General features: G+C 52.2%; 19 protein-coding genes and 7 tRNA genes. 5 read left to right on the plus strand and 21 right to left on the minus strand.

Features of this window, described 5'->3' with window-relative positions:
* Positions 1-7: 7 nt before the first annotated feature.
* The 3 genes from ybeY to miaB form a co-directional block, all read right to left on the minus strand.
* The gene (ybeY, locus tag OGY71_RS18695) at positions 8-475 is read right to left on the minus strand and encodes an rRNA maturation RNase YbeY (protein WP_003831323.1); all 468 of its coding nucleotides are present in this window, start codon (positions 473-475) and stop codon (positions 8-10) included.
* Positions 472-1,518 (minus strand): PhoH family protein, encoded by a 1,047-nt coding sequence (locus OGY71_RS18700; protein WP_003022776.1) that lies wholly within the window; start codon positions 1,516-1,518, stop codon positions 472-474. The genes ybeY and OGY71_RS18700 overlap by 4 nt, the downstream gene beginning before the upstream one ends.
* Positions 1,519-1,724: 206 nt before the next feature.
* Positions 1,725-3,155: a tRNA (N6-isopentenyl adenosine(37)-C2)-methylthiotransferase MiaB gene (gene miaB / locus OGY71_RS18705; protein WP_003831327.1), complete on the minus strand. Its 1,431-nt coding sequence runs from the start codon at positions 3,153-3,155 to the stop codon at positions 1,725-1,727.
* Positions 3,156-3,300: 145 nt separating this feature from the next.
* Here miaB and ubiF point away from each other — a divergent pair, with 145 nt between their 5' ends.
* Positions 3,301-4,476, plus strand: a complete 1,176-nt coding sequence (gene ubiF / locus OGY71_RS18710) for a 3-demethoxyubiquinol 3-hydroxylase (protein ID WP_003831329.1) — start codon at positions 3,301-3,303, stop codon at positions 4,474-4,476.
* A gap of 120 nt (positions 4,477-4,596) precedes the next feature.
* On the opposite strand, the gene OGY71_RS18715 is transcribed toward ubiF, so the two are convergent.
* The 12 genes from OGY71_RS18715 to nagB all read right to left on the minus strand — a co-directional run bounded on the left by OGY71_RS18715 (position 4,597) and on the right by nagB (position 11,601).
* Positions 4,597-4,671: transfer RNA gene (locus tag OGY71_RS18715), tRNA-Gln, on the minus strand.
* A 36-nt stretch (positions 4,672-4,707) separates the two neighbouring features.
* Positions 4,708-4,782: transfer RNA gene (locus OGY71_RS18720), tRNA-Gln, on the minus strand.
* A 43-nt stretch (positions 4,783-4,825) separates the two neighbouring features.
* A tRNA-Met gene (locus tag OGY71_RS18725) sits at positions 4,826-4,902 on the minus strand.
* Between the two features lie 21 nt (positions 4,903-4,923).
* Positions 4,924-4,998 (minus strand) — tRNA-Gln (locus OGY71_RS18730).
* A gap of 37 nt (positions 4,999-5,035) precedes the next feature.
* Positions 5,036-5,110: transfer RNA gene (locus OGY71_RS18735), tRNA-Gln, on the minus strand.
* A gap of 23 nt (positions 5,111-5,133) precedes the next feature.
* A tRNA-Leu gene (locus OGY71_RS18740) sits at positions 5,134-5,218 on the minus strand.
* Positions 5,219-5,226: 8 nt separating this feature from the next.
* Positions 5,227-5,303: transfer RNA gene (locus tag OGY71_RS18745), tRNA-Met, on the minus strand.
* A gap of 223 nt (positions 5,304-5,526) precedes the next feature.
* Positions 5,527-7,191: an asparagine synthase B gene (gene asnB, locus OGY71_RS18750; RefSeq protein WP_003831332.1), complete on the minus strand. Its 1,665-nt coding sequence runs from the start codon at positions 7,189-7,191 to the stop codon at positions 5,527-5,529.
* Positions 7,192-7,442: 251 nt separating this feature from the next.
* The gene (gene nagD / locus OGY71_RS18755; RefSeq protein ID WP_003022792.1) at positions 7,443-8,195 is read right to left on the minus strand and encodes a ribonucleotide monophosphatase NagD; all 753 of its coding nucleotides are present in this window, start codon (positions 8,193-8,195) and stop codon (positions 7,443-7,445) included.
* A 166-nt stretch (positions 8,196-8,361) separates the two neighbouring features.
* Positions 8,362-9,582 (minus strand): DNA-binding transcriptional regulator NagC, encoded by a 1,221-nt coding sequence (gene nagC, locus OGY71_RS18760; RefSeq protein ID WP_003831335.1) that lies wholly within the window; start codon positions 9,580-9,582, stop codon positions 8,362-8,364.
* Positions 9,583-9,590: 8 nt separating this feature from the next.
* Positions 9,591-10,739 (minus strand): N-acetylglucosamine-6-phosphate deacetylase, encoded by a 1,149-nt coding sequence (gene nagA / locus OGY71_RS18765; RefSeq protein WP_003831339.1) that lies wholly within the window; start codon positions 10,737-10,739, stop codon positions 9,591-9,593.
* A gap of 61 nt (positions 10,740-10,800) precedes the next feature.
* Entirely contained in the window at positions 10,801-11,601 is an 801-nt protein-coding gene (nagB, locus tag OGY71_RS18770; protein ID WP_003022803.1) for a glucosamine-6-phosphate deaminase, read from the minus strand.
* A gap of 342 nt (positions 11,602-11,943) precedes the next feature.
* Between nagB and nagE the strand changes: the two genes are divergently transcribed.
* From nagE to OGY71_RS18790, 4 genes are all read left to right on the plus strand, one after another.
* Positions 11,944-13,893, plus strand: coding sequence for a PTS N-acetyl glucosamine transporter subunit IIABC (gene nagE / locus OGY71_RS18775; protein WP_003831342.1), 1,950 nt, complete (start codon positions 11,944-11,946; stop codon positions 13,891-13,893).
* Positions 13,894-14,080: 187 nt separating this feature from the next.
* Complete coding sequence (gene glnS / locus OGY71_RS18780) at positions 14,081-15,748, plus strand: glutamine--tRNA ligase (protein ID WP_063940704.1); 1,668 nt, start codon at positions 14,081-14,083, stop codon at positions 15,746-15,748.
* Between the two features lie 436 nt (positions 15,749-16,184).
* The gene (chiP, locus tag OGY71_RS18785) at positions 16,185-17,591 is read left to right on the plus strand and encodes a chitoporin ChiP (protein WP_003831346.1); all 1,407 of its coding nucleotides are present in this window, start codon (positions 16,185-16,187) and stop codon (positions 17,589-17,591) included.
* 49 nt (positions 17,592-17,640) lie between these two features.
* Entirely contained in the window at positions 17,641-17,973 is a 333-nt protein-coding gene (locus tag OGY71_RS18790) for a ChiQ/YbfN family lipoprotein (RefSeq protein ID WP_063940703.1), read from the plus strand.
* Positions 17,974-18,024: 51 nt separating this feature from the next.
* Here OGY71_RS18790 and OGY71_RS18795 read toward each other — a convergent pair whose 3' ends face one another.
* From OGY71_RS18795 to OGY71_RS18820, 6 genes are all read right to left on the minus strand, one after another.
* Positions 18,025-19,320: an MFS transporter gene (locus OGY71_RS18795; RefSeq protein ID WP_126318831.1), complete on the minus strand. Its 1,296-nt coding sequence runs from the start codon at positions 19,318-19,320 to the stop codon at positions 18,025-18,027.
* Positions 19,321-19,373: 53 nt separating this feature from the next.
* Entirely contained in the window at positions 19,374-20,513 is a 1,140-nt protein-coding gene (gene tcuB, locus OGY71_RS18800) for a tricarballylate utilization 4Fe-4S protein TcuB (protein WP_193135159.1), read from the minus strand.
* On the minus strand, positions 20,500-21,903 hold the full coding sequence (gene tcuA, locus OGY71_RS18805) for an FAD-dependent tricarballylate dehydrogenase TcuA (protein WP_126955849.1): 1,404 nt from the start codon (positions 21,901-21,903) through the stop codon (positions 20,500-20,502). The genes tcuB and tcuA overlap by 14 nt, the downstream gene beginning before the upstream one ends.
* Positions 21,904-22,000: 97 nt before the next feature.
* A complete protein-coding gene (gene tcuR / locus OGY71_RS18810) occupies positions 22,001-22,927 on the minus strand; it encodes a tricarballylate utilization LysR family transcriptional regulator TcuR (protein WP_003831357.1) in 927 nt (308 codons plus the stop codon).
* A gap of 128 nt (positions 22,928-23,055) precedes the next feature.
* Complete coding sequence (gene fur, locus OGY71_RS18815) at positions 23,056-23,502, minus strand: ferric iron uptake transcriptional regulator (RefSeq protein WP_003022836.1); 447 nt, start codon at positions 23,500-23,502, stop codon at positions 23,056-23,058.
* Positions 23,495-23,581: a ryhB-regulated fur leader peptide gene (locus OGY71_RS18820; protein WP_100247215.1), complete on the minus strand. Its 87-nt coding sequence runs from the start codon at positions 23,579-23,581 to the stop codon at positions 23,495-23,497. The genes fur and OGY71_RS18820 overlap by 8 nt, the downstream gene beginning before the upstream one ends.
* Between the last annotated feature and the right edge of the window lie 31 nt (positions 23,582-23,612).

A 23,612-nucleotide genomic window follows, 5' to 3' on the forward strand; every position in this document is an offset into this window, starting at 1 on the left:
GAAATGCTTACTCTTTCTCGGCAATGTACGGATCCTCATAGCCCAGAGCAAGCATAATCTCTGTTTCGAGGGATTCCATCTCTTCCGCTTCATCGTCTTCAATATGGTCGTAGCCGAGTAAATGTAGGCTACCGTGCACCACCATGTGCGCCCAGTGGGCCTCAAGCGGTTTGCCTTGCTCCTGCGCTTCTTTCTCAACCACCTGACGGCAGATGATCAAATCGCCCAGCAGCGGCATCTCGATGCCCGGCGGAGCCTCAAACGGGAAAGAGAGCACGTTGGTGGATTTGTCTTTCCCGCGATAGGTCAGGTTCAGGTCGTGGCTTTCCGCGTCATCGACCAGACGAATCGTCACTTCAGACTCTTCCTGAAACTGCGGGATCACCGCATCCAGCCAGCCCTGAAACTGACTTTCTGTTGGCAGACCGGATTCGTCTTCACATGCCAGCTGTAAATCGAGGATAACCTGACTCATTTTTGTTCCTGCTCCTGAGCTTCGCGCTTGCGTTCTGCAGCCTGCTCGGCTTTGCGTTTCTGTTCTGCTTCTTCCCAGGCTTCATACGCCGTGACGATACGGGCAACCACCGGGTGGCGAACCACGTCTTCGCTATGGAAGAAATTAAAACTAATTTCGTCGACTTCAGCCAGTACTTCAATGGCATGACGCAGACCAGATTTGGTGCTACGCGGCAGGTCAATCTGGGTGATATCACCTGTGATGACCGCTTTAGAGTTAAAGCCGATACGGGTCAGGAACATTTTCATCTGTTCGATGGTAGTGTTCTGGCTTTCATCAAGAATGATGAACGCATCGTTTAACGTACGACCGCGCATATAAGCCAGCGGCGCAACTTCAATGACGTTACGCTCAATCAGCTTTTCAACCTTTTCAAAACCGAGCATTTCGAACAGCGCGTCATACAGCGGTCGTAAATACGGATCGACTTTCTGGCTGAGATCTCCTGGCAGGAATCCCAGTTTTTCGCCCGCTTCCACTGCCGGACGGGTCAGCAGAATGCGACGGATCTCCTGACGCTCAAGCGCATCGACCGCAGCGGCAACGGCGAGATACGTTTTACCCGTACCCGCAGGGCCAACGCCAAAGGTGATGTCGTGGTCGAGGATATTCGCAATGTACTGTGCCTGGTTCGGTGTACGCGGCTTAATTACTCCACGCTTGGTTTTGATGTTCACCGCTTTGCCAAATTCAGGCACGCTGTCTGCGCTTTGCTCAAGCACACGCGCTTCTTTGATCGCCAGATGAATTTGTTCAGGCTCGATGTCCTGCGTCTGACCGCGCATTGGGGCGGTATCGACGTACAGGCTACGTAAAATATCTGCCGCCGCGGTGACGCAAATGGGGCGACCGGTCAGCTTAAAGTGGTTGTCACGGCGGTTAATTTCGATGCCGAGGCGACGTTCCAGCTGTTTGATGTTGTCATCAAAGGGGCCGCAAAGGCTCAACAGGCGGGCGTTGTCTGCGGGTTCAAGGGTGATTTCGCGAGTGTCTATGTTCAAACTGTTCCTCTTATGCATGTCTCGCCGGACGCTGAACATTTACCGGCATCTAAGGAAATTATTCACGCCATGGGGGAAAGGCGCAAGCATTGCAATAAATATGGGGATGACAGGGCTGATTACAAGGCCCGCTGGAGCAGCGAGCCTGGGAGTGTTGGCCCGATAAGCATAGTGCCATCGGGCCTTGTTTACGTTTTTCAGCAGGATTAAGGCTGATAAATACCGACGCCCAGATCGTTTTCTTTGCGCGTACGCGCAATAACCGACTCAGGGGATTCTGCGATGCGCAGGCCCATTTCGTCCTCGGTACGCACCACTTTACCGCGCAGGGAGTTAGTCCAGACATCGGTAATTTCTACGTCCACGAACTTACCGACCATATCCGGGTTGCCTTCAAAGTTCACCACACGGTTATTTTCGGTACGGCCTGACAGTTCCATGATGCTCTTACGCGATGTGCCTTCAACCAGAATGCGCTGGGTCGTGCCGACCATACGGCGGCTCCAGGCCATAGCTTGCTGGTTGATACGCTCCTGTAGAATGTACAGACGCTGTTTCTTCTCTTCTTCCGGTACGTCGTCAACCATATCGGCGGCAGGGGTGCCAGGACGCGCAGAGAAAATAAAGCTGTAGCTCATGTCAAAATTGACGTCAGCAATCAGCTTCATGGTCTGCTCGAAATCCTGCGTGGTCTCACCCGGGAAGCCAACGATGAAGTCGGAGCTAATCTGGATATCCGGACGCGCAGCGCGCAGTTTGCGGATGATCGCTTTGTATTCCAGCGCGGTATGGGTACGCCCCATCAGGTTCAGTACGCGGTCTGAACCGCTCTGTACCGGCAGATGCAGGAAGCTCACCAGCTCTGGCGTATCGCGATAAACTTCAACGATATCATCGGTGAATTCGATCGGATGGCTGGTGGTGAAGCGGATACGATCAATACCGTCGATCGCTGCGACCAGACGTAACAGATCGGCAAAAGATCCGATCGTGCCGTCGTAGTTCTCACCACGCCAGGCGTTCACGTTTTGCCCCAGCAGGTTCACTTCACGCACGCCTTGGGCTGCAAGCTGGGCGATTTCAAACAGAATATCATCCGCCGGACGGCTGACTTCCTCACCGCGGGTGTAGGGCACCACGCAGTAAGTACAATATTTATTACAACCTTCCATGATGGACACAAACGCGCTTGGACCTTCAGCACGCGGTTCCGGCAGGCGGTCGAACTTTTCGATCTCCGGGAAACTGATATCAACCACCGGGCTACGGGTCGTGCTTCCACGCACTTTGTTGATCATTTCAGGCAGGCGGTGCAGCGTTTGCGGCCCAAAAATAATATCGACGTAATGCGCGCGCTGGCGAATATGATCGCCTTCCTGAGACGCAACACAGCCACCGACCCCAATGATGAGCTTGGGATTTTTCTCTTTTAACAGTTTCCAGCGGCCCAGTTGATGGAACACTTTTTCCTGAGCCTTCTCACGGATTGAGCAGGTATTCAGCAGCAGCACATCCGCTTCTTCCGCCACGTCAGTCAGTTGATACCCATGAGTGGCATCCAGCAGATCGGCCATCTTCGATGAATCGTATTCGTTCATCTGACAGCCCCAGGTTTTAATATGGAGTTTTTTGGTCATCGACTTGCTCTTGCGAAATTGTGGCTGAAATGCAGGGCGCATAGTGTACTGCTTTGGCGCGGTTGTGACCAGTATGACGGATGTCAGCCTCAAGGGGTAAAAAATCCTGTAAACTTACACAATACATGTAACTGGATAATTGACCATGACAAATCAACCAACGGAAATTGCCATTGTCGGCGGGGGGATGGTCGGCGGCGCGCTGGCGCTTGGACTGGCGCAGCATGGATTTACGGTAACGGTCATTGAGCATGCCGTTCCCGCGCCGTTTGTGGCTGACGGACAGCCTGATGTCAGAATTTCTGCCATAAGTTCCGCATCGGTGTCGTTGCTAAAAGGGCTGGGCGTCTGGGATACGGTGCAGGGGATGCGCAGCCATCCTTATCGTCGACTGGAAACGTGGGAGTGGGAAAATGCCCATGTGATGTTTGATGCCGCCGAGCTTAAGCTGCCTCTGTTGGGCTATATGGTGGAAAACACGGTCCTGCAACAGGCGCTCTGGCAGGCTCTGGAAGCTCACCCTAAAGTCACGCTGCGCGTACCGGCGTCCCTGATTTCTTTGCATCAACATAACGATCGACATGAGCTTGAGCTGGCAGGCGGCGAAACCATCAGCGCGAAGCTGGTCATCGGCGCCGATGGTGCCAACTCTCAGGTGCGAAAAATGGCCGGGATTGGTATCCATGCCTGGCAGTACGCGCAGTCCTGTATGTTGATAACCGTGCAATGCGAAAACTCACCGGGAGACAGCACCTGGCAGCAATTTACGCCTGACGGCCCGCGCGCGTTTTTACCGCTGTTTGATAACTGGGCCTCGTTGGTGTGGTACGACTCACCGGCTCGCATCCGCCAATTGCAAGCGCTGAATATGCCGCAATTGCAGACGGAGATTGCTAAACATTTTCCATCGCGACTCGGTAAGGTGATGCCAGTGGCTGCGGGGGCGTTCCCGCTTACGCGTCGTCATGCGCTGCAATATGTGCAACCGGGGCTGGCGCTGGTAGGTGATGCCGCGCATACCATTCATCCGCTGGCGGGGCAGGGCGTCAATCTGGGCTTTCGTGATGTTGATGCGTTGATTGATGTGCTGGTGAACGCGCGCAGCTACGGTGAATCCTGGGCCAGTCAGCCGGTGCTCAAGCGCTATCAGAATCGCCGTATGACTGACAATTTCATCATGCAAAGCGGTATGGATCTGTTCTATGCTGGATTTAGCAATAACCTGCAGCCGCTGCGCATCATGCGTAATCTCGGGCTCATGGCCGCAGAGCGCGCTGGAGTACTGAAACGTCAGGCACTGAAGTATGCGTTAGGGTTGTAGCTCGAGTGGTGCCTGATGGCGCTACGTTTATCAGGCCTACAGCTCATGTAGGCCGGGTAAAGCTTGCCGTCATCCGGCGTCAGAAAAGCAAAAAGCTCGCCGAAGCGAGCTTTTTTAATATGGCTGGGGTACGAGGATTCGAACCTCGGAATGCTGGTATCAGAAACCAGAGCCTTACCGCTTGGCGATACCCCAACGGGTGCACCCACAGAGTGGACGACTTTTTGAAATTGGCTGGGGTACGAGGATTCGAACCTCGGAATGCTGGTATCAGAAACCAGAGCCTTACCGCTTGGCGATACCCCAACAATTTTTTGGATTTACCGAACGAGTCGATACGTCCTTAATATGGTGGCTACGACGGGATTCGAACCTGTGACCCCATCATTATGAGTGATGTGCTCTAACCAGCTGAGCTACGTAGCCAAATACTAACATTTTCTTCGATGGCTGGGGTACCTGGATTCGAACCAGGGAATGCCGGTATCAAAAACCGGTGCCTTACCGCTTGGCGATACCCCAATGACCGTTGCGGTGAACCGCTATATCGAAGAAAAAATGGCTGGGGTACCTGGATTCGAACCAGGGAATGCCGGTATCAAAAACCGGTGCCTTACCGCTTGGCGATACCCCATCCGTGCAACGCTTACGGGTGAATGGTGCGGGAGGCGAGACTTGAACTCGCACACCTTGCGGCGCCAGAACCTAAATCTGGTGCGTCTACCAATTTCGCCACTCCCGCAAAAAAGATGGTGGCTACGACGGGATTCGAACCTGTGACCCCATCATTATGAGTGATGTGCTCTAACCAGCTGAGCTACGTAGCCATCTTTTTTTCGCGTAACCTTATCGGCGTTGCGGGGCGCATTATGCGTATTGAGCCTTGAAGCGTCAACCCCTTTTTCATTGAAAATAGCTGGAATGTGACTGTTTGGTTAGGTTGCGAACAGCATGACGCAATATTCGGCAATTATTAGTTATTAATTGTTTTTTTGCACAGAAAACAAACATAAAAAAAGAGCCCCGCAGGGCTCTTATCTAAGGATTAACTTATTTATAAGCAGACTGGTGTACGCCAACGGCACGGCCAGACGGATCGTTCATGGTTTTAAACGCCTCATCCCATTCGATCGCCTTGGCAGAAGAACAGGCAACCGACGGCCCGCCAGGCACACATTCGGCAGCGCTTGCTACCGGGAACAACTCTTCGAAAATCTCACGGTACAAATACGCTTCTTTTGACGATGGCGTGTTGTACGGAAAACGGAAGCTGGCAGTTTCCAGTTGTTGGTCAGAAACTTGTTCTGCAGCCACCTCTTTCAGGGTGTCAATCCAGCTGTAACCGACACCGTCAGAGAACTGTTCTTTCTGACGCCATGCGACGCTTGCCGGCAGGTAGGACTCAAAACATTCGCGCAGAACGTGTTTTTCCATTTTGCCGTTGCCGCACATTTTGTCCTGCGGGTTGATGCGCATCGCCACATCAAGGAATTTCTTATCCAGGAAGGGCACGCGAGCTTCTACACCCCAGGCCGACATGGCTTTGTTGGCACGGGCGCAGTCGAACATATGCAGCGCTTGCAGCTTGCGTACAGTTTCTTCGTGCAGTTCTTTTGCATCTGGCGCCTTGTGGAAATAGAGGTAGCCGCCAAACACCTCGTCCGAACCTTCACCCGACAACACCATTTTAATGCCCATCGCTTTAATTTTACGCGACATTAAGTACATTGGCGTCGAGGCGCGAATCGTCGTGACATCGTAAGTTTCGATGTGGTAAATCACGTCGCGGATCGCATCCAGACCTTCTTGCACGGTGAAGTGGATCTCATGGTGCACGGTCCCCAGATGGTTCGCCACCTCTTGCGCAGCTTTTAGATCCGGAGCGCCTTCCAGGCCGACGGCGAAGGAGTGCAGCTGTGGCCACCAGGCTTCGCTACGTTCCTGATCTTCAACACGGCGTGCCGCGTATTTTTTAGTGATCGCGGAAATGACGGATGAATCCAGACCACCGGACAACAGAACTCCATAAGGAACATCTGACATCAGGTGACTTTTCACCGCATCTTCCAGCGCCTGGCGCAGCTCGTTTTTATCGGTAACGTTGTCTTTGACGGCATCGTATTCAAACCAGTCGCGCTGGTAGTACTGACGAATTTCACCGTCTTTACTCCACAAATAGCTACCGGCCGGGAATTCTTTGATTGTGCGGCAGACAGGAACCAGCGCTTTCATTTCAGACGCAACGTAGAAGTTACCGTGCTCGTCGTAACCCATATACAGCGGGATGATCCCGATATGATCACGACCGATCAGGTAGGCGTCCTGCTCGCTGTCGTACAGGGCAAAAGCGAACATCCCTTGCAGGTCATCGAGGAAAGCGGGTCCTTTTTCCTGATACAGCGCGAGGATAACTTCGCAGTCGGAACCGGTCTGGAACTGGTAGCGATCGCCGTATTCAGCACGCAGTGTCTGGTGGTTATAAATTTCACCGTTAACCGCCAGGATATGTGTCTTCTTCATGTTGTACAGCGGCTGAGCACCGGCATTGACGTCGACGATGGACAGACGTTCGTGCGCCAGAATGGCGTTATCACAGGCGTAAATACCTGACCAGTCCGGGCCGCGGTGGCGCATCAGACGAGACAGTTCCAGGGCTTTTTTACGCAGTTCAACTGCGTCAGTTTTAATATCGAATACGCCAAAAATAGAACACATAACCTTCTCCGTTAACCTGTTGCGTGATGCTTTTTATGTTTGCTTGATAAAGAAAATGCCGCAAAGCTGGAGAGGGCGCAAGCGAATTACGGGTCAGAAAATAAAAAACGCAATAGTCATTGTGGATTGGTGAAAAAAGATTATGTAATGAGCGCAATTATTGATGAATCAACAGTGAAGTGGTGATTTTATTGAATGGATGTATTTTTCAGGCCGGATAACTTACAGATGTTGTTATCCGGCTAAAGAGATTAAATGACGTCTATTTCAGCAACGGATGGGTAAATCCAGCTTGGTCTGAACGGCATGTTGTCAATATCATCAAGCTTGGATACGCCAGACAGTACCAGGATAGTTTCCAGACCCGCCTGAAAACCAGCCAGAATATCGGTACGCAGGTTGTCGCCAACGATAACGGTTTCTTCCGAGTGCGCCTGCATTTTGTTGAGAGCCGCGCGAATAATCCACGGGCTGGGTTTGCCGACATAAAACGGTTTACGACCTGAGATTTTCTCAATACCGGCACAGAGTGCTCCACAGGCGGGATAAAAGCCGCGACCGTGGGTATCCGGGTTAGTGGCGATAAAACGCGCGCCGTTGGCGACAAAATATGCTGCTTTATGCATCATGTCCCAGTTATAGGAACGTGTCTCGCCAACAATCACAAAATCGGGGTTCACGTCGGTAATGGTAAATCCAGCTTTGTACAGTTCGTGAATTAACGCGCCTTCACCCACCACATAGGCCTTTTTTCCTTCCTGGCGACGAAGGAAATCAGCGGTAGCCATCGCGGAAGTATAAAAGACGCTATCAGGGACATTCACACCCGCGGTGGCGAAGCGGTTTGCCAGATCTTGCCCGGTCTGCGAAGGGTAGTTAGTCAGCAGGACTAACGGCAGGCCTTTTTCCAGGATCCCAGTCAGAAATTCTGCCGCACCTGGTACGGCAACATTGTCGTGCATCAGCACGCCGTCGATATCACAAATTACATTCTTAATGGCCATGGACAATCCGACATTAAAAAAAGAAGGCATTACTATACACAAAATACACTACATCATTCGAGTTGCATCAAGGCGGCAAGTCTGCGAACCCCTGGAGCTTACTGAAGTAAGTGACCGGGGTGAGCAGATGCAGCTAACGCAGAGGCAGCTCGAAGGATGACGTGTATTAGTTTTCCAGCAAACGTTGCAGCAGTGTACCGTTGAGCATCGCACGCTTCACCAACGCAAAGGCGCCAATGGCAGAGCGGTGATCCAGCGTGGAACGAACCACCGGTAAATTGTGGCGAAACGCTTTCAACGCCTGCGTGTTGATACAGCTTTCTATTGCAGGCAGCAGCACTTTATCAGCCTCGGTAATTTCGCCCGCAATGACGATTTTTTGTGGGTTAAACAGGTTGATAGCGATGGCGATGGTTTTACCCAGGTGGCGACCAACGTGCTCAATGACTTCTGCTGCCAGGTTATCGCCTTTATTTGCCGCCTTACAGATAGCTTTGATGCTGCAATCATCCAGCGTGAGCCGGCTTGGATAACCCTGTTTCAATAAGTTCTGCACGCGGTGTTCGATGGAGGCATTGGCGGCAATGGTTTCCAGACAGCCGAAGTTACCGCAGTGACAGCGCTCACCCAGCGGCTCTACCTGAATATGACCAATCTCACCCACGTTACCATTGCGACCGATAAAAATTCGGCCATTAGAAATAATTCCCGCCCCGGTTCCGCGGTGCACACGCACCAAAATGGAGTCTTCGCAATCCTGGCTTGCCCCGAAATAGTGCTCGGCCAGCGCCAGACTGCGGATATCGTGACCGACAAAGCAGGTAACCTTGAAGCGTTTTTCGAGCGCTTCGACCAGCCCCCAGTTTTCGACCTGAATGTGCGGCATATAGCGGATGACGCCGCTTTCAGGATCGACAAGGCCTGGCAAGATGACAGAAATTGCGATCAGCTCACGGATTTTCCGCTGGCAGTTCTCAATAAAGATGGCAATGGTGTTGAGCAGAGCATATTCCAGCGTTTCCTGGGTGCGCTCCGGGAGAGGGTAATGCTCTTCAGCAACCACTTTACTGCTCATATCATAGAGCGTGAGCGTTGTGTCGTGGCGACCCAGGCGTACGCCGATGGCGTGGAAATTGCGGGTTTCTGTGACGATAGAGATAGCGCGGCGGCCCCCGGTGGAGGCCTGCTGATCGACTTCTTTGATCAGCCCGCGTTCGATCAACTGACGCGTAATTTTGGTTACGCTGGCGGGGGCAAGCTGGCTTTGCTCGGCAATTTGAATTCGCGAGATTGGCCCATGCTGGTCAATCAGGCGATAAACCGCCGCGCTGTTAAGCTGTTTTACGAGATCAACATTACCTATTTGAGCTTGTCCGCCTGGTGTCATTCTTTCTCTTACTCAGTAACGACCTCGTTGCCATTAACGATGGTCTTGATGATTTTAAAGTCGTGCGTGAACGCAGTCAGGTTGGCTACTTTGCCTGGCGCGATGCTGCCGAGTTGTTTGTCGACGCCGATGGCGCGAGCAGGGTAGAGCGTTGCCATGCGTAAGACTTCGTCGAGGGCGATATTTGCATGCTCGACCAGATTGCGTACGCCTTCAATCATGGTTAATGATGAACCGCTCAACGTACCGTTCTCATCAACACACAGTCCATTGCGGTAGTATATTGTTTTACCAGCGAAAATGAACTGTTCAATGTTTGCACCTGCCGGCGCGGTCGCATCGGTGACCAGGCACAGCTTGTCGCCTTTCAGGCGTTTGGCATTACGAATGTTAACGTAGTCAACGTGCAGGCCATCGGCGATGATACCGCAGTAGATATCGGCTTCATCCAAAATAGCGCCCGCCAGACCGGGCTCACGGCCGGTAATGTACGGCATCGCGTTGAACAGATGTGTCGCAAAGGTGATGCCTGCGCGGAAGCCAATTTTTGCTTCTTTTACCGTTGCATTGGAGTGACCCGCAGAAACCACGATACCCGCATTCACCAGTTTGGTGATGACCTCTACCGGGACCATTTCTGGTGCCAGTGTGACTTTGGTGATCACATCCGCATTATCGCACAGGAAATCAACCAGTGCAGCGTCCGGCTGACGGACAAATCCCGGATTATGGGTACCTTTTTTCACCAGGTTCAGCCACGGTCCTTCAAGATGAAGTCCTAATGCCTGATTCGGGTGTTTCGCCAGGTATTCACGCATCACGCGAACACCCTGTTTCATCAGGTCATCGCTGGTGGTGATAAGCGTTGGCAGATAGTTGGTGCAGCCAGATTTTTCATTGGCTTTCTGCATGATTTCCAGCGTTTCAACGGTCACGGCTTCTGCCGTATCATTAAACTGCACACCGCCGCAGCCGTTCAGCTGTACATCAATAAAACCGGGGGAAACAATGGCCCCATTCAGTGAGCGCTGTTCAATCCCTGACGGTAATTCAGCCAGTGGGCAAACGCTGTCGATCAGGCCATTGGCGACAACAATCGCATGGTCATCAAGAATTTCGTGACCGGTAAAGATCCGGCCCTGGGTTAAAGCATACATTCCGACCCCCGATTTCAAAAAAATGCCGCCCTGCAACTTATCGACAGGGCGGAGACATCAATTACAGACCTTTAATATTTTCCGCTTCTAACTCGTTGAAGTATTTCAGCGTCTTCACTTTCAGTTCCATGGTGGAAGGCTCATCGCAGACCACAACGGCTTTTGGATGCAACTGCAGGCAGCTGATGGTCCACATGTGGTTAACGTTGCCTTCAACGGCGGCTTGCAGCGCCTGTGCTTTCTGGTGGCCCAGAACCAGGATCATCACTTCTTCAGCATCCAGCAGGGTACCCACGCCAACGGTCAGCGCATATTTAGGCACCTGGCTTACGTCGCCGTCAAAGAAGCGTGAGTTAGCAACACGTGTGTCGTGAGTCAGCGTTTTGATGCGGGTACGGGAAGCCAAAGAGGAAGCTGGTTCGTTGAACGCGATGTGACCATCGTTACCTACACCGCCCATAAACAGGTGGATTTTACCGTAAGAACGGATTTTTTCTTCATACTGACGGCATTCTGCATCAATATCCGGCGCGTTACCATTGAGGAGGTTGATATTTTCTGCTGGAATATCAACGTGATCAAAGAAATTGCGGTGCATAAAGCTGTGGTAGCTTTCCGGATGCTCTTTCGGCAGGCCAACATATTCGTCCATGTTGAAAGTAACAACATGCTTGAAGCTCACCTGGCCCGCTTTGTGCATTTCAACCAATGCTTTATAAGCTGTCAGCGGAGTACCGCCAGTCGGCAGGCCCAGAACGAACGGACGATCTGCCGTTGGTTTGAACGCGTTAATACGGTTAACGATATGGCGAGCAGCCCATTTGCCGACTTGTTCAGCGGTATTCAGGGGGATCAGTCTCATTCTTCACCTCAAAAGTAAATGTAAGCAATTGGCGGATTGAGTCTCTGTGCAGTAATAAGCGTAACCTGGTTTTGCATCGGTAAGGATCAATCCGTTTCGATTTTTTGAATGATAAAATAAGTTTTCGTAGTTAGCCAGTGAAAGGGAGGGTTAATAACGATATTTGGTGACTGGAATCACAAAAAACACGCGTTTAATTTGCGATACGAATTAATTTTTCACACACTCTGAATGTAGATGAATGGTTAATATCGTTGTTCCAGAATCTTGCTGTCAGGAATGGTCGCACAATAAAAATATGGCTTCAAAGAAGCCTAATCGGGGTCTCGTAGGGGGAATAAAATGAATATTTTAGGTTTTTTCCAGCGGCTGGGTAGGGCGTTACAGCTCCCCATCGCTGTGCTGCCAGTCGCGGCACTGCTGCTGCGATTCGGCCAACCAGATTTACTTAACGTACCCTTCATCGCGCAAGCGGGTGGGGCCATCTTTGATAACCTCGCGTTAATTTTTGCGATCGGTGTTGCTTCCAGCTGGTCAAAAGACAGCGCAGGTGCGGCAGCGCTGGCAGGTGCGGTCGGTTATTTCATATTGACCAAAGCAATGGTTACCATTAACCCTGCAATCAATATGGGCGTGCTGGCTGGTATCATCACCGGTCTGGTCGGCGGTGCCGTGTATAACCGCTGGTCTGGTATCAAACTGCCTGACTTCCTGAGCTTCTTTGGCGGCAAACGCTTTGTGCCGATCGCCACTGGTTTCTTCTGTCTGGTGCTGGCTGCTATCTTCGGTTACGTATGGCCGCCGGTACAGAATGCCATCCATGCGGGTGGTGAGTGGATCGTGGGCGCTGGTGCGCTGGGTTCCGGTATCTTTGGTTTCATCAACCGTCTGCTGATCCCAACCGGTCTGCATCAGGTGCTGAACACCATCGCATGGTTCCAGATTGGCGAATTTACTAACGCTGCAGGTACCGTATTCCACGGTGACATCAACCGCTTCTACGCGGGTGACGGCACTGCGGGTATGTTCATGTCTGGCTTCTTCCCAATCATGATGTTTGGTCTGCCGGGTGCGGCGCTGGCGATGTACTTCGCGGCTCCTAAAGCACGTCGTCCGATGGTTGGCGGTATGCTGTTGTCCGTTGCGATCACCGCGTTCCTGACCGGTGTTACCGAGCCGCTGGAATTCCTGTTCATGTTCCTGGCTCCACTGCTGTACCTCCTGCACGCACTGTTAACGGGTATCAGCCTGTTCGTTGCAACACTGCTGGGGATCCACGCAGGCTTCTCCTTCTCCGCAGGTGCTATCGACTACGTGTTGATGTACAACCTGCCGGCAGCAAGCCAGAACGTCTGGATGCTGGTGGTGATGGGGCTGGTGTTCTTCGTTATCTACTTTGTGCTGTTCAGCGCGGTTATTCGTATGTTTAACCTGAAAACGCCGGGCCGCGAAGATAAAGAAGACGATATCGTTACTGAAGAAGCCAACAGCAACACTGAAGAAGGTTTGGCTCAACTGGCAACCAACTACATTGCAGCGGTTGGCGGTACTGATAACCTGAAAGCGATTGATGCCTGTATCACTCGTCTGCGTCTGACTGTTGCCGACTCCGGTCGCGTAAACGATGCGATGTGTAAGCGTTTAGGTGCATCTGGAGTAGTTAAGCTGAACAAGCAAACTATCCAGGTCATCGTGGGTGCGAAAGCCGAATCCATCGGCGACGAAATGAAGAAAGTTGTCGCGCGTGGCCCGGTGGCAGCAGCATCTGGTGAAAGTGCGCCAGCAGCAGCGGCCCCAGTAGCAAAACCGCAGGCTGTAGCGAATGCAGTCACCGTTGAAGCGCTGGTTTCTCCGATTACTGGTGACGTAGTTGCGCTGGAACAGGTTCCTGATGAAGCCTTCGCCAGTAAAGCTGTAGGCGACGGCGTGGCAGTGAAACCAACGGATAAAATCGTGGTTGCTCCGGCTGCGGGCACCATCGTGAAAATCTTCAACACTAACCATGCGTTCTGCCTGGAAACGGTTAAAGGCGCGGAAATCGTGGTCCATATGGGCATCGACACCGTAGCGCTGGAAGGCAAAGGCTTCAAGCGTCTGGTCGAAGAAGGTGCGGAAGTTACTGCAGGCCAACCGATTCTGGAAATGGATCTGGAGTTCCTGAACGCTAACGCACGTTCCATGATAAGCCCGGTTGTGTGCAGCAACAGCGATGATTTCGGCGCTCTGGTTATTAAAGCCGAAGGTCATGTGGTTGCCGGTCAAACACCACTATATGAGATTAAAGGTAAATAACTGCTCCTGAGTAAAGTGAGTTAAGTGCCTTAAGCGGCGGGGGATATTCCTCCGCCGCTTTTTTTTGCAGCAAATGCCCTCATATATCCTGTTGAAACACCTTTTTTGTGCAACTAATAGTTGTCTCCTGACGTCGCTTATAAGATCATACTCCGTTATACGTTGTTTACGCTTTGAGGAATCCACGATGAGTGAGGCTGAAGCCCGCCCGAGTAACTTTATTCGTCAGATCATCGATGAAGATCTGGCCAGTGGTAAGCACACCACTATCCATACCCGTTTTCCGCCGGAGCCAAATGGCTATCTGCACATTGGCCACGCGAAATCCATTTGTCTGAACTTTGGCATTGCGCAAGATTACCAGGGCCAGTGCAACCTGCGTTTTGATGATACGAACCCGGTTAAAGAAGATATCGAGTACGTTGAGTCGATTAAAAACGACGTTGAATGGTTAGGTTTCCACTGGACTGGCGATATTCGCTACTCTTCGGATTACTTCGATCAGCTTCACGCCTATGCGGTAGAGCTTATTAATAAAGGACTGGCGTACGTTGACGAACTGTCAGCGGACGAAATCCGCGAATACCGCGGCACGCTGACTCAGCCAGGCAAAAACAGCCCGTACCGCGATCGTAGCGTCGAAGAGAACCTGGCGCTGTTCGAAAAAATGCGTGCCGGTGGTTTTGAAGAAGGTAAAGCGTGCCTGCGTGCGAAAATCGACATGGCGTCGCCGTTTATCGTGATGCGCGATCCGGTGCTGTACCGCATTAAGTTCGCCGAACACCACCAGACCGGCAACAAGTGGTGCATCTACCCGATGTACGACTTTACCCACTGCATCAGCGATGCGCTGGAAGGCATTACGCATTCCCTGTGTACGCTTGAGTTCCAGGATAACCGTCGTCTGTACGACTGGGTGCTGGACAACATCACCATTCCGGTTCATCCGCGTCAGTACGAATTCTCGCGCCTGAATCTGGAATATACCGTGATGTCCAAGCGCAAGCTGAACCTGCTGGTGACCGACAAGCACGTTGAAGGCTGGGACGATCCGCGTATGCCGACGATTTCTGGCCTGCGTCGTCGCGGTTACACCGCTGCCGCGATCCGTGAGTTCTGCAAACGCATTGGCGTGACCAAGCAAGACAACACCATTGAGATCGCTTCTCTGGAATCCTGTATCCGCGAAGATCTGAACGAAAACGCCCCGCGCGCGATGGCGGTTATCGACCCGGTTAAACTGGTTATCGAAAACTATCCGCAGGGCGAAAGCGAATTGGTCACCATGCCTAACCATCCGAACAAACCGGAAATGGGCAGCCGCGAAGTGCCATTTAGCGGTGAAATTTGGATCGATCGCGCAGACTTCCGTGAAGAAGCGAACAAGCAGTACAAGCGTCTGGTGATGGGCAAAGAAGTACGCCTGCGTAATGCTTATGTGATCAAAGCCGAACGTGTGGAGAAAGATGCGGAAGGAAATATCACCACCATTTTCTGCACCTACGATGCCGACACCCTGAGCAAAGACCCGGCCGATGGTCGTAAAGTCAAAGGCGTTATTCACTGGGTGAGCGCGTCCCATGCGCTACCGATTGAAATCCGTCTGTACGACCGTCTGTTTAGCGTGCCAAATCCAGGTGCGGCGGAAGACTTCTTGTCTGTTATTAACCCTGAATCGCTGGTCATTAAGCAGGGTTACGGTGAGCCGTCGCTGCAGGCAGCGGTTGCAGGTAAAGCGTTCCAGTTCGAGCGTGAAGGTTACTTCTGCTTGGACAGCCGTTATGCAACGGCTGAAAAGCTGGTGTTTAACCGTACCGTTGGTCTGCGTGATACGTGGGCTAAAGCGGGCGAATAAGCCGCAACACATCCTCTCTAAACGCCGCTTCATGCGGCGTTTTTTTCCGCAAAAAAACCGTGTAACGAGCTCCATTTGCGGAGCGAATTAATTACATGCTTGTAATAATGGCTTAGCTGAATGTTTTTGCGTTTAAATAACTTACCTCAATGTGAAATGGGCTGAAACCGATTTCATCTCCATGGAAAACAAGCGCTTTCTTCATTTTTCAACGCTTTTTTATCTTCCAATGAAAATGTAACAGAAAGCAATGAAATATGTGCGGTTGCTCATACTATTACATACTCGTTACAGAAAGAGATTGATAATTCGCGTCGCGAAAAATAGTCTATTCATTGTAGTCACTGAGGTTTTCTTAGCGCTACTTTTTTTATTTTTTGTTTTTTCGCTGTCCGCTTTTGTCGGCAGCATTTTATACGTCAAAGAGGATTAACATATGCGTACGTTTAGTGGCAAACGTAGTACGCTGGCGCTGGCTATCGCCGGTATCACAGCAATGTCGGGTTTTGTTGTTGCTCCCCAGGTACACGCCGAAGGATTTATTGATGACTCAACCTTAACCGGCGGCATCTATTACTGGCAGCGTGAGCGTGACCGTAAAGATGTGACCGATCATGACAAATACAAAACCAACCTTTCTCACTCCACCTGGAACGCTAACCTCGACTTCCAGTCCGGTTATGCGGCCGATATGTTTGGTATTGATATCGCAGCATTTACCGCTATTGAAATGAACGAAAGTAGCGAAAGCGGCCATCCAAACGAAATCGCATTCTCTTCCAAAAATAAAGGCTATGACGAGGATTACTCCGGAGATAAGAGCGGGATTAGCCTTTATAAAGCAGCAGCTAAATTTAAATACGGCCCAACCTGGGCGCGTGCCGGTTACATTCAACCAACCGGGCAGACTCTGCTGGCACCGCATTGGAGCTTTATGCCAGGTACCTATCAGGGTGCTGAAGCCGGTGCCAACTTCGACTATGGTGATGCTGGCGCGCTGAGCTTCTCCTATATGTGGGCTAACGAATATAAAGCACCGTGGCATACCGAAGTCGATAAATTCTATCAGGCTGATAAAAAGACCAGCGTTGATTACTTGCACTCAATTGGCGCGAAATATGACTTCAAAAATAACCTGTTGCTGGAAGCGGCATTTGGTCAGTCTGAAGGTTACGTCGATCAGTACTTCGCAAAAGCCAGCTACAAATTCGATTTAGGCGGTAACCCATTTACCACCAGCTACCAGTTCTACGGTGCACGCGACAAGGTTGATGATCGTACCGTGAACGATATTTATGATGGTACTGCCTGGTTGCAGGCGTTGACTTTTGGCTACAAAGTGGCAGAAGTCGTTGACCTTCGTCTGGAAGGGACCTGGGTTAAAGCGGACGGCCAGCAGGGTTACTTCCTGCAGCGTATGACCCCAACCTATGCCTCTTCAAACGGTCGTCTGGATGTCTGGTGGGATAACCGTTCTGACTTCAACGCCAACGGTGAAAAGGCGGTCTTCTTCGGCGCAATGTATGACCTGAAGAACTGGAATCTGCCGGGCTGGGCGGTAGGCGCGTCCTACGTTTACGCATGGGATGCTAAGCCATCAACCTGGCAGCTTAACCCGGATGCGTACTACGACAAAAACCGGACTATCGAAGAATCTTCTTACAGCCTGGATGCGGTCTACACCCTGCAGGATGGTCGTGCGAAGGGCACCATGTTTAAGCTGCACTTCACTCAGTACGACAACCATTCAGACATTCCGAGCTGGGGCGGTGGCTACGGCAACATGTTCCAGGATGAGCGCGACGTGAAGTTCATCGTTATTGCTCCGTTCACCATCTTCTAATGCCAACAGCGGCAGGCCAGGGGCCTGCCGCTTCGTTGAGGAAAGTGCTATGAAAAAACTGATACTCATTGCCGTTATGGCATCAGGGCTGGTGGCGTGTGCGCAATCTCCTGCGCCGAAAGAGGACAGCCGTCTGAAAGAAGCCTACAGCGCGTGTATTAATACCGCTCAAGGATCGCCGGAAAAAATAGAAGCCTGCCAAAGCGTGTTGAATGTACTGAAGAAAGAAAAACAGCACCAGCAGTTTGCCAATGAAGAAAGCGTACGTGTGCTGGATTATCAGCAGTGTATCCAGGCCACGCGCACGGGTAACGGTCAGTCCGTTAATGCTGATTGTGACAAGGTCTGGCAGGAAATTCGCAGCAAGAATGCTGCACAGTAATTCAAAAAATGAAAAAGACAACGGGCGGAGAATTTTCCGCCCGTTTGCATTTCAGAGCTTATTTTCCACTGGTTGATAACCCCGACTCAGCCGGACAAACAGCATTGCCGTGGCGGCGAGTCCGCAAAGTGCCGCGCACATCAGCCACCATCCCGGTGAGCTTTTATCTCCGGTTAGCTGAACCAGTGCCGTGGATATGACGGGTGTCAGACCGCCAAAAATCGCCGTAGCCAGACTGAAGGCCAGTGAAAAACCCACCGTACGGACATAGACAGGCATCACCTCGGTGAGTGCCGCGACCATTGCCCCATTGTACATACCAAAAAAGAACGAGAACCAAAGCAGGACCAACGTCATGCGCATAAAATCTGGCGCGGCGGTGAGCCAGTGCATGACCGGCCAGGTGGTGATCAGAGCGAGTACGGTAATCCCCATCAATACCGGGCGGCGACCAATTCGGTCAGAAATCGCTCCGCCAATCGGCAGCCAGATAAAGTTAGAAATACCGACCAGCATGGTGACAACCAGGCTGTCGCGAGCGCTCAGATGGAGTACAGCCCTGCCATAGGTCGGGGTATAGACGGTAATAAAGTAAAACGTCGTTGTGGTCATCGCCACCAGCAGCGTACCCGCTGAGATCAGACGCCAGTTTTTGATGATAGTGGTGAAAATTTCCCTGGTGTCGGGACGGTGTGTACGTTGTAAAAATGCGTCCGTTTCCTGAAGCGAGCGGCGCAGGACGAAGATCAACGGAATAATCATACAACCAATAAAGAACGGAATGCGCCAGCCCCATTCAGAGATTTCATCGTGCCCCAGCGTGGCATTCAGGCCGTAGCCAATCAGCGCTGCCACCACAATGGCAACCTGTTGGCTGGCGGACTGCCAGCTGGTGTAGAAACCTTTATTGCCAGGCGTGGCGATTTCAGAAAGATAAACCGAAACGCCGCCCAACTCTACGCCCGCAGAGAAGCCCTGCAATAATCGACCGACTAATACCAGCACAGGAGCCAGCAGGCCAATACTTTGATAACCGGGAACCAGGGCAATCAGCAGGGTCCCACAGCCCATGATCGCCAGCGTCACCATCAGCCCTTTGCGGCGACCAATTCTGTCGATATAAGCACCCAGCACGATTGCGCCAACCGGCCGCATTAAAAAACCCGAACCGAAAACCGCAAAGGTCAACATGAGCCCGGCAAACTCACTCTCCGCGGGGAAGAAAGTCTTTGCGATATAGGTGGCGTAAAACCCGAACAGAAAAAAGTCGAACTGTTCGAGAAAATTACCGCTGGTTACCCGCAGTATTGCGCCGAAAGTTCCGGTGCGCGATGGTTGTTGTGTCATTGGGTTTGCTCCACTGTCTTATCATAATATTTATAGAGGTAAGAGTTTGCGGGTTAGTCGCCTGAGACTCCCGCCTGTTTGCCGCGCCGTTTCTCAATCGCCCATTTGAGTAAGGCTGCGCAGCGGTAAAATCCGTGGGCAAATTTTCCGTAAGGAATGGTCAGAAAAAGCGCCATGACCACGCCGAGATGAATGGCCAGTAAAATAGCCATCCATGAGGTATCTCTTCCTGCCAGCAGCGCCAGACCGGTCAGACTGGTCAGCAGCAGCAGCAAAATAAAACCGCGATCCATCGGTTTTTGCCGGGCGTCGCCGTGTAGCGGTGAGCGCCTGAGATTAAGCCATAGCAAGCCAGCCGGGCCGACAACCAGGCCAATGCCACCCAACGTGCCCAGCATGACCGGAACGCTGAAGAACGGGTAGGGTGCTTCTATGCCGGCAAAGTAGTGATAGCCTGTTGCCACCACGGTGGCGGCAAAGCAGAGCAGAAAACCGTAGAAGGTGAAGTGGTGGAAACGGCGACGCATCAGGGTGAAAGCATCATCCGCTTCGTTACAACCTTTGCCATGGCCTCCATCGAGATACTTCAGCGTCAGCGCATTGTGTGAGGCTTCAGCAATCTCGGCGGAACGCGGCATGCCCGGAGAAATCTCGCGCCAGAAGCGGATCACGCCTGCCATCAGCAAACCGATCGCCAGAACAAAGACCGAACCAAACATCCAGGCCAGCAGGTTATGCGGGAAAATTTGATAGAAATCCCCGGCCAGCGGTGGATGTAATAGTGAACCTTTCAAACCTATAGCGAGGAGTAAAAACAGGATCAGACCGAATACCAGCGCCAGCGTCACGGTTACGCCTGCGCGACGATATAGCGCTCCAAAAGCGGCGGGTTGCGCGTAGTGCTGATAGGTTTCAAGCCGGACTTCCGCCATCGCCTTCGGCACGTTGATGGCAAACTCATGAGGCGGGGCATACTGACAGGCGTGCAGGCAAGCGCCGCAGTTATGGCACAAGTTTGCCAGATAATTGATATCCGCTTTACCGAATTCCAGACGCTGAGTCATGGCCGGGAACACGGCGCAAAAGCCTTCGCAATAGCGGCAGGCGTTACACACCTGCATCACGCGTTCAACTTCCGCTTCCGGTTCGGTGATAATTTGCGCTTCGATGATCAGTTTCTCAAGCTGCTTCATGACGTGTCTCCTTACGTGCAGCCAGCGCGGCTTCTTTTCCGGCAATGCGGCCAAAGGTCGTGCCGATCGACATCCCCACGCCTGCGGTGTAACCCTTGCCCAGCACGTTGCCCGCCATCATCTCTCCGGCGACGAACAGGTTACGGCTTGGAAGCCCTGCAAAATGTACAGCGGCGCGTTCGTTCACTTTTAACCCAAGATAAGTGAAGGTGATTCCTGGCCGCAGGGCGTAGCCGTAGTAAGGCGGTTGATCCAGCGGTCGCGCCCAATGCGTTTTCGCGGGTAGCAAATCTTTAGTGGCGCAGTTATCCAGAACGGTATGGTCGAACTGACCTGGCTGGCAGGCGTTGTTGTACTCTGTCACGGTGTGGGTAAAGCGTTCGGCATCCAGTCCTAACTGAAAGGCCAGTTCAGCCAGCGTATTGGCCTGCGTGCCAGGAAAGACCGGAGGCATGAAGTGTCCGATAGCTTTACTGTCGATGATGGAGTAGCCAATCTGTCCTGGTTGTTGAGCGACCAGACGTCCCCAGATGGCGTAGCGTTTGGGCCAGAAATCTTCACCTTCATCATAAAAACGCTCAGCGTCCCGGTTCACCACAATACCGAGCGAAACGCAGTCCACGCGGGTGCAAATCCCGCCGTCATATAATGGCGCTCTGGCATCAATTGCCACACAGTGTGACTGGGAGGGATCGCCGATAATGTCTGCGCCAGCATCCATCATAAATTTGAGCAGTACGCCCTGATTAAAACGCGTGCCGCGAATCAGAAAGTTATCCGCAGGCCACTCGCCGCGGGCATTTTCCCCCCAGGCTTCGCGCAACCACTCCCGGTTAGATTCGAATCCGCCAGCGGCAAGCACGCAGGATTTCGCTGTGATACGCTCTTTGCCTGCCAGCGCCGCCACGAACTCGCCGTTGTGCAGTTCAAGCGCCTGCACCGGTGTGTTATAGCGGATTTGCACGCCCAGCTTTTCTGCGCTGCGATAATAGGCATTCACGAGAGCTTTACCGCCCCCCATAAAAAAAGCGTTGGTTCGCGCCACGTGTAGAGCGCCAGATAGTGGGGGCTGAAAATTGACGCCGTGCTGGCGCATCCAGTCGCGACACTGTGATGAGGTACGGATCACCAGACGCGCCAGGGCTTCGTTGGTATTTCCTTCAGTTACGCGCTGCAGGTCTTGCCAGAACTCCTCTTCCGGATAGCTTTCCACCAGCACATCCTGCGGCGCATCATGCATACAGCGCAGATTACGCGTGTGTTGGGAATTTCCCCCGCGCCATTCCCGGGGAGCCGCTTCGAGCAGAAGTACCGAAGCTCCTTGCTCCCGGGCGGACAAGGCAGCGCATAACGCGGCATTGCCACCACCAATCACCAGAACATCAACCATCGTATACTCCATCACCATTTAACCATTTGTTAAATTTGTAATTGAAATGTATACGCGCAGCTTGTGCGGGCGCTATGACGTAGTGCTAAACGGTACTTTAGTTATTGTAAAGGATGGCGCCAGGCCAGCTTCCTGCTTCCACCAGTTGATGCATCACTTTCGTCAGCACTACGCGGGCCGCGAGGCCTGCCGGGGTGAGTTCATCGTCTGAGAGACTCACCAGAAAGTTGGGGCGGCTAAGTATTGGATTGTGGACGCCGATCACTCTTAGCGTCTCTTTATCGAGATGGGAAATTGCCGCACCGGGCTGGAGAGTGGCACCAATGCCACTGCGCACGGCACGCATGAGTAGCGCCAGACCATCAATTTCCGTGGCGATCTCAATGTTCAGCGCGTGTTCCTGACAAATCGCTTCCAGCCTGCCGCGCAGACCGTGGCCCGGGCTTGGCATTATCAATGGGATACTTGCCAGCTGGGCTGGAGCAATATTGTCATCGGCAATATCAGCCAGTAAGGCATGAGTCCCAATCAAAAACAGCCGCTCTTCGAGAATCGGTATGGCGCTCCAGCGCAGGATCTTTTCTTTCTGAAACACGACAGCCAGATCAATCTGGCGGGTATTAATCATCCGCTCCAGATTGCCAGAGAGGCTTTCCACCACATGCAGACGGACATCACTGTAGCTTTCCTGCATGGCGTTGATAAACGGCATTCCGAGAACGGAAGCGGTACTGGGAGCCATGCCGACGCTGACGTGCCCGGAAAGTCGGGACTCGCGTGCGGCTAGGATCGCGTCGTCTGCGTGACGAAGCGCCAGCTGCGCCTGGGAGTAAAAAGCCAGCCCGGCGCTGGTGGGTGTCACGCCTCGTGAGGTGCGTTGCAGCAGGCGAATAGCGAGTTCGTTTTCCAGACGCGACATTTGCTGGCTGAGTGCCGAAACCCCGATATTGAGATCGAGCGCCGCGCTACCCATGCTGCCGGTTTCTACAATGCGCACAAAATAGCGTAGCTGGCGAAGTTCCATTTCGACTCTCCGGAAGGGGCAATTGATTTTTACATTAAAGCAACACAGGAGCGGAGGGAAGGGGAAAAGGGCAGGTAACGCCCATAAAAAAAGCCAACCGTAGGGTTGGCTTTTCAGAAAGCATTACATTATTTGCCGTCGTGGGCGTGCTCATCTTCGCGGCAATCGCCTTCGGCGCAGTGACCGTAAAGATAGAGGCTATGGTTAGTTAAGCGAATGCCATGTTTAGCCGCAATCTCACGCTGGCGCGCTTCGATGGAATCATCGCTGAACTCGACCACTTTGCCGCAGTCAAGGCAGATGAGGTGATCGTGATGATGCTGTTGAGTCAGTTCGAAGACGGATTTACCACCTTCAAAATTATGGCGGGTCACGATACCGGCATCATCAAACTGGTTCAGCACGCGATACACGGTCGCCAGACCAATTTCTTCACCCATATCGATCAGGCGTTTGTATAAGTCTTCCGCACTGACGTGATGGTTATCCGGTTCCTGAAGAACTTCCAGAATTTTTAAACGAGGAAGCGTTACTTTCAGGCCAGCCTTCTTTAATGCGGTATTGTTGTCAGTCATGCGGAATCTGTCCTGTAGCTAAACGATTCACTTCATTAACAGAAGTGACAGAAATTGCACTTGAGATAATGCGTATCATTATAGAACTGCCATGGCTAAATGAAAACTGC

The organism is Citrobacter sp. Cpo109, assembly GCF_030332565.1.
Taxonomy (GTDB): Bacteria; Pseudomonadota; Gammaproteobacteria; order Enterobacterales; family Enterobacteriaceae; genus Citrobacter; species Citrobacter portucalensis.